Below are 6,270 nucleotides of genomic sequence, written 5' to 3' on the forward strand. Positions count from 1 at the left end.
AAGCACTTGATGAATCAAGTGCTTTTTGCTGTAAAAGGCAGTAAAAAACCATCAGCTAGGCTGATGGTGGAAGAGGTTTGCCCTCTTTATCTGCTTCTTTGTTTACCGGCATTGCGGTTGTTTTTCTTTTTAGGTTCTTGAATGGCTGAACTTGCCTTCGGTGTGACATCCTTGGCCACTTTTGGAGCCTTTGGAGGATTCTTGGCAAATTCTTCTTCGATTTGCTTGCGAATCTTTGGCTTTATCACAAAGTTGGTAATGGCTTGTTGGATGATACCAAACAGCCCCCCAACTACCCAGTAGAGAGTTACACCTGCTGGAGATGACCAAGAGAAGAACATGATCATGAGTGGATTCAGCAGCATGATGGAGCGGCTTTGTTTTTTCTGTTCTTCGTCCATACCGACCTGCATGAGGAGAGATTGGGCAAAGTAGAAGAGTCCAGCAAGGGCAATCAAAATTAGGCTTCGGCTTCCAAGATTGATTCCCATAAATTTAGCTTCTGCAATCCCGTCGGTATAGCGGGCAGCAAAGAAGAGCGCTGAGAAGAAGGGCATCTGGATGAGCAGTGGTAGGCAACCTATTCCGCCGAACATGCTGACACCGTATTCTTTTTGAGCGGCGAAATAAGCCTGTTGGGCAGCCATTTGTTCCGCCTGGGTGCTGGCAGTCTTCATTTTTTCCTGAAGAGGAGCCAGAATTGGTTTAAGATAGTTCATCTTTTCAGACTGGATGCTGGCCTTCCAAGATTGGTAGAGACCCAGCGGCAGGATCAAAATACGTACCAGAAGGGTCACGATAATAATTCCAACACCAAATCCCAAGCCTTGATTTTCAGCAAAGTAGGTGATGACATTGGCCATGGGTTGACCGATTAGGTCCCAGACCCAGCCTGTAGGGTTTCCGCTTTTGTCTACACTCACGCAGCCAGATAGAAAGAGCAAACTTGATAGGGCAAAGCCCGATAACAAGATACGTTTGATTTTATTCACGATATTATTTCCTTTTTTTTCAAGATAAATTCTATTTTACTGGTTTTTGGCCAATTATTCAAGTCAGACCTCAGTTGGCCATCCTAAAATCGGTAAAATCTTCAAAGTTGGCCATGGTGACATCCAAATAGGTGACCTTGGCCATGCGGGAAGGGCCTTTTCGGATTTCATGGATGAATTTACTGAGTTTTTCTGAATTGTCCGACTGAGCCAATATTGTGACCGTGCCATCCTCGTTATTCCAGACACGACCATAGATGTCGCCGATTTCCATGGCTAAAAACTGGACAGACCAACGAAAACCAACACCCTGCACACGACCGGAGGCAATCATTTTGACCTTTCTCATGTTCCTATCCTCCTATCTCTTTGACAAGAACTTTACTTTATTATATCATTGTTGGCAAAGAAAGAAAATGGGGAACTGCATGGACATTATTCGTTCAAAAAGCAATCAGCTAATCAAACAAACCAAGAAATTACTTCAGAAAAAATATCGGAAAACTTCTTATTTGATTGATGGCTGGCATTTGCTGGAGGAAGCCCAAAAGTCAGGGGCTCAGATTGAACAGATTTTTGTAACAGAAGAAGGCTTACACCGACTAAACCAACCAGAACTGGTCAAGCTTGTCAGTCCAGAAGTACTGGCGGAATTGTCTGATAGTGTGACCCCTCAAGGGGTCGTCGCCCAGCTCTCTCTGCCGCAGCAAGAACCGCCTGGTCAGTTATCGGGGAAATTTTTGGTCTTAGAAGATGTCCAGGATCCAGGCAATGTCGGAACCATGATTCGGACGGCGGATGCGGCTGGCTATGATGGAGTCTTTATTTCTGAAAAATCAGCAGATATTTATAGCATGAAGGTCTTGCGGTCTATGCAGGGCAGCCACTTTCATCTGCCGATTTTTCGGGTTAATATGTCAGAACTGCTCCAGCTTTTTCGGGCCCAAGACATCCCTGTTTTTGCAAGCACCCTTTCTCAGGATTCGATGGACTATAAAGAAGTGACGGTCCCCACTTCCTTTGCACTAGTTATGGGCAATGAGGGGCAGGGAATTTCCGATTTGATGGCCCAAGAAGCTGATCAGTTGGTTCACATTTCCATGCCCGGTCAGGCAGAAAGTCTTAATGTGGCCGTAGCAGCAGGAATTTTATTATTTAGTTTTATTTAAGTAATTAAGAGTAAACTATGCTATAATAATTTCAGGAACGAGGTGAAACCATGACAGCCTATCTAAAGGATGTAGAATATATGGAGCATGTCGGCCACTTGATCGATTCGGCAAAGGTGCAACGTTTGGGAGAAATTACCCATCATTACCATTCGACCCGACTAGAACATTCCATCAATGTGTCTTACACCAGCTATAAACTGGCCAAGAAATTTGGCTGGGATGCCAAATCCACTGCTAGAGGTGGTCTCTTGCATGATTTGTTCTTTTATGACTGGCGAGACACAAAGTTTAACAAGAGCCATGCCTGGATTCATCCCCGAATCGCAGTCAGAAATGCTCAAAAGTTAACGTCACTAAACAAAATCGAAAAAGATATTATTGTCAAACACATGTTTGGGGCGACCATTGCGCCACCGCGCTATAAGGAAGCCTGGATTGTGACCTGTGTGGACAAGTATTGGGCCGTAAGAGAAGCGACCCTACCCTGGCAGCATAAGTGGAAAAATCGGAAGATTCTTCGTCTGAAAATGCCATAAAATATAAATTAAAAGGAGATATATCATGAACAACAATCCCATTATTATGGAGCAGTCTGAGATTACAGCCCTCAACCGCTTCTTTGCAAAAATTTATGGCTATGTAGCTGTCGGTGTGGGTCTTTCCGCCCTTGTAGCTTATTTGTCCCTAACAGTATTTTTTGAAGCAACCCTTAATCTTGTGATGGGTGGTCGCTTTGTTATCTGGGGCATTATGATAGCAGAGATTGCTTTAGTTCTCTTTGCTTCAACAGCAGCAGCTAAAAATAGCCCAATGGCACTACCTCTCTTTATTGCCTATTCAGCACTGAATGGTTTTACAATCAGTATTGTTCTCTGGGCTTATACAGGTGAAACAGTCCTTCTATCCTTTGTCACTGCTGTCGGTATGTTTGCAGTTATGGCCATTATTGGTGCAACGACCAAGAAGAATTTATCAGCCATGGGCCAGGCTCTGATTGCGGCATTGATTGGTGTCATTATCGCGAGCGTGGTCAATATGTTCCTGCAAAGTTCAGGTATGAGCTATATCATTTCTCTGATTTCAGTGGTGATTTTCGCAGGCTTGATTGCCTATGACAACCAACGCATTCGCTATGTTTTTGAGGAGACAGGCGGTAATGTTCAAGAAGGTTGGGCCATTTCACTAGCACTGCAACTCTATCTTGACTTTGTCAATCTCTTCCTCAATCTGCTCCGTATCTTTGGAAGTAGAGACTAATTGATGAAAAACCATTAGCTTAGTGAGCGGCACCCCAATGGTTAGATTCTGTATCTAACCATTGGGGTGTTTTTTCTAGACCATTGTTATATTTCCAGGGAGAACGGATGAGAGGAGAAAAGAATTAGTTATTGATCGATAGGGATTTGAATCCGCCATAGTCGAAGAGGTTTATTCTCAAAGAAACGTACTTTTCTTTGCCTTGCTAAAATGGAATTCCCTCTTTTGCCTCGCTCTTGTCTTTAAAAATGAATAGTCAGTCAGCTAAGTCTGACTGATTTTTTATTCTATGGTATAATAGAAAACTAAAAGGAGAAAGATATATGACCAAGACCCCCTTTGTGACCGCAGAACAGCTAGATGCCATTACAGCCCAATTTCCAACGCCCTTTCACCTCTATGATGAAAAGGGGATCCGTGAGACAGCTCGGGCTGTAAATGCGGCCTTTGCCTGGAATCCAGGATTTAAGGAATATTTCGCTGTTAAGGCAACGCCGACACCTGCCATTTTGAAAATTTTACAGGAAGAGGGCTGCGGAGTGGACTGTGCCACTGATACGGAATTGGTCATGGCCGAGCGCCTGGGCTTCAAGGACATCTGTTTCACCTCCAATGTGACCAAGGCTTCAGAGTATCAGTTGGCCCGCAAGGTCAATGCCATCATCAATCTGGATGCTTACGAACACATCGCCTTTTTGGAAGAAGTGGCTGGCCTGCCTGAGACTGTTTCGCTCCGTTACAATCCTGGCGGTGTCTTCTCACTGGGGACAGACATCATGGACCATCCAGAAGAGTCCAAGTTCGGGATGACCAAGGCCCAGTTAATCCAAGGCTACAAGGACTTGAAGGCCAAGGGGGTTCAAAAATTTGGTCTCCATGCCTTTCTGGCCTCAAATACCGTCACCAATGACTATTACCCGACCCTGGCCGCCCAGCTCTTTGAACTGGCTGTTGAGATTAAGGAAAAAACGGGTGTTGAATTGGACTTTATTGACCTATCAGGGGGCATTGGAGTGGACTACACCCCTGAAAACCAGCAAAATGATATTGCCCTCATTGGGGCCGGTGTCCATGCCCAATTCGATGCGATTTTGGTGCCAAATGGTCTGGGCAATGTGAAGATCTATACCGAATTGGGCCGCTTCATGTTGGCGCCACATGGCCACTTGGTCACCAAGGTCCTCCACATCAAGGATACCTATCGCCGCTATATTGGCGTGGATGCCTCTGCAGCCAACCTCATGCGGCCGGCCTTCTACGGGGCTTATCACCACATCACCAATATTTCCAATCCAGATGGTCCCTTGGAAGTGGTGGACGTGACGGGCAGCCTCTGTGAGAATAATGACAAGTTTGCCAAACATCGTGAATTGCCTCAGGTTCGCGTAGGGGATACCCTAATCATCCATGATGCAGGAGCCCACGGCTTCTCTATGGGCTACAATTACAATGGCCGCCTCCGTTCGGCTGAGATTCTCCTGCAAGAAGATGGCAGCCCTCGCTTGATTCGCCGGGCGGAAACCATGGAGGATTATTTTGCAACTATCTCTGGCTTTGATTTCTAGGAATTTGGAGGTGATTTGCAATTGTCAATCACTTGGGAATTTGGTATAATAAGGGGAATACAATCTAAGGAGATAGAAACAACATGAATCTTGGTTTAGCCGTTTTATTGATCATCCTCGCTTTGGCAGGTGGAGTCCTTCTGGGGATGTTTATTGCCCGCAAACAAGTTGAAAAGATGATTGCTGATAAGCCGATTTTAGATGAGAATGCCCTTCGTGTCATGATGACCCAGATGGGCCAAAAACCGAGCGAAGCAAAAGTTCAACAGGCCTTCCGTCAAATCAAGGCCCAGCAAAAACAGGCTGCAAAGAAAAAATAAGAATAATGGGACTGGGATACACTCCCAAGTCCCTTTTTGGAGCCAGTCGGCCAGAAGCATGAGAAGAAAGCTGACAAGCTATTCTTTAAAGTAGAGAAGGAATGGACGAGGGTCAGGTCTTTGGCCCCAACTAGCTAAGAATATGGATAATCGACCAATCGGATTTTTGGATTCTGGTGTAGGGGGGCTGACGGTGGCCCGTGAGCTCATGCGCCAGCTTCCCCACGAAGAAATAGTATATATCGGTGATTCGGCTAGGGCTCCCTATGGTCCAAGGCCGGCCGAGCAAATCAGGACCTTTACTTGGGAATTGGTCAACTTCCTGCTGACCAAGAATGTCAAAATGATCGTCTTTGCCTGCAACACTGCAACAGCCGTGGCTTGGGAAGAGGTCAAGGAGAAATTGGATATTCCTGTGTTGGGAGTTATTTTGCCAGGGGCATCAGCCGCCATCAAGGCCACCCAAACTGGGAAGATTGGCGTCCTTGGGACCCCCATGACCATCCAATCTGACATTTACAGACAGAAGATTCAGGCCCTCTCCCCAGGTACTGAGGTGGAAAATCTAGCCTGTCCCAAATTTGTCCCCCTGGTAGAATCCAACAACTACCAGTCCAGCCTGGCCAAAAAAGTAGTTTATGAAACCCTGCGCGGTATGGCTGGCAAGGTGGACACGGTGGTGCTGGGCTGTACCCACTATCCTCTTTTGCGACCCATCATCCAAAATGTTATGGGCAAGGGAGTCAAGCTCATTGATTCTGGAGCAGAGTGCGCGCGGGATATCTCGGTCTTGCTCAATTATTTTGAAATTAACCGGAGTCGGACAGCAGAGCCTCTCCATCATACCTTTTACACAACGGCCAGCCCAGCAGCCTTTCGAGAAATTGCTGAAGACTGGTTGGCCATGGATCTGACAGTGGAGCATGTAACCCTATGACAGAAAAGATTTACGAATACAGAGATG

The 6,270-nt window shown here is 45.9% G+C and carries 8 protein-coding genes; 6 read left to right on the top strand and 2 right to left on the bottom strand.

Features of this window, described 5'->3' with window-relative positions; translation table 11 throughout:
* Positions 1–86 precede the first annotated feature (86 nt).
* Together yidC and ACEYCN_RS04120 are read right to left on the bottom strand one after the other, a co-directional pair.
* Positions 87–992, bottom strand: a complete 906-nt coding sequence (gene yidC / locus ACEYCN_RS04115) for a membrane protein insertase YidC (protein WP_373713033.1) — start codon at positions 990–992, stop codon at positions 87–89.
* A 70-nt stretch (positions 993–1,062) separates the two neighbouring features.
* Positions 1,063–1,341, bottom strand: coding sequence for an acylphosphatase (locus ACEYCN_RS04120; protein ID WP_373713034.1), 279 nt, complete (start codon positions 1,339–1,341; stop codon positions 1,063–1,065).
* Between the two features lie 79 nt (positions 1,342–1,420).
* On the opposite strand from ACEYCN_RS04120, the gene ACEYCN_RS04125 reads away from it, so the two are divergent.
* The 6 genes from ACEYCN_RS04125 (at position 1,421) to racE (ending at position 6,243) form a co-directional block, all read left to right on the top strand.
* Positions 1,421–2,161: a TrmH family RNA methyltransferase gene (locus ACEYCN_RS04125; RefSeq protein ID WP_373713035.1), complete on the top strand. Its 741-nt coding sequence runs from the start codon at positions 1,421–1,423 to the stop codon at positions 2,159–2,161.
* A 50-nt stretch (positions 2,162–2,211) separates the two neighbouring features.
* A complete protein-coding gene (locus ACEYCN_RS04130) occupies positions 2,212–2,700 on the top strand; it encodes an HD domain-containing protein (protein WP_373713036.1) in 489 nt (162 codons plus the stop codon).
* Between the two features lie 25 nt (positions 2,701–2,725).
* The gene (locus tag ACEYCN_RS04135) at positions 2,726–3,421 is read left to right on the top strand and encodes a Bax inhibitor-1/YccA family protein (protein WP_373713037.1); all 696 of its coding nucleotides are present in this window, start codon (positions 2,726–2,728) and stop codon (positions 3,419–3,421) included.
* 323 nt (positions 3,422–3,744) lie between these two features.
* Entirely contained in the window at positions 3,745–4,986 is a 1,242-nt protein-coding gene (locus ACEYCN_RS04140) for a diaminopimelate decarboxylase (RefSeq protein WP_373713038.1), read from the top strand.
* An 83-nt stretch (positions 4,987–5,069) separates the two neighbouring features.
* Positions 5,070–5,306, top strand: a complete 237-nt coding sequence (locus ACEYCN_RS04145; RefSeq protein ID WP_373713039.1) for a YneF family protein — start codon at positions 5,070–5,072, stop codon at positions 5,304–5,306.
* Between the two features lie 142 nt (positions 5,307–5,448).
* Positions 5,449–6,243 carry a glutamate racemase gene (racE, locus tag ACEYCN_RS04150; protein ID WP_373713040.1) on the top strand — a complete coding sequence of 265 codons (795 nt, stop codon included), beginning with the start codon at positions 5,449–5,451 and terminating at the stop codon, positions 6,241–6,243.
* Positions 6,244–6,270: the final 27 nt, after the last annotated feature.

This window comes from Streptococcus sp. (genome assembly GCF_041802885.1).
GTDB lineage: Bacteria > Bacillota > Bacilli > Lactobacillales > Streptococcaceae > Streptococcus.